This is a genomic window from Halalkalibacter sp. APA_J-10(15) (assembly GCF_023017105.1).
Taxonomy (GTDB): Bacteria; Bacillota; Bacilli; order Bacillales; family Bacillaceae_D; genus Halalkalibacter.
In genome coordinates this window covers 1-292 of record NZ_JALKEV010000079.1, presented here as the reverse complement: position 1 = coordinate 292, position 292 = coordinate 1, and the positions used below count along the sequence as shown (strand labels likewise).

The following is a 292-nucleotide window of genomic DNA, read 5'->3' as shown; positions in this document are numbered from 1 at the left end:
GTGAAGGAGCTGACCTACCAGACTGAGGAGGACAAGAAGAATGTGGTCAGACTTCAGGATCTGGTGGACAAGCTGCAGCTCAAAGTTAAGGCTTACAAGAGACAGGCTGAGGAGGCTGAGGAGCAGGCCAACACTCACATGTCCAGACTCAGGAAGGTTCAGCATGAGATGGAAGAAGCTCAGGAGCGCGCTGACATTGCTGAGTCCCAGGTTAACAAGCTGAGGGTCAAGAGCCGTGATGCTGGAAAGACTGACATTGCTGAATAAGAGACAACATCCTGTTGACAGAGCC

General features: G+C 51.7%; 1 protein-coding gene. It reads left to right on the top strand.

What is annotated here, in order from left to right; translation table 11 throughout:
* The coding region (locus MW695_RS22345) for a hypothetical protein (RefSeq protein ID WP_247107624.1) at positions 1–267 on the top strand (267 nt) is incomplete at its 5' end.
* Positions 268–292 lie beyond the last annotated feature (25 nt).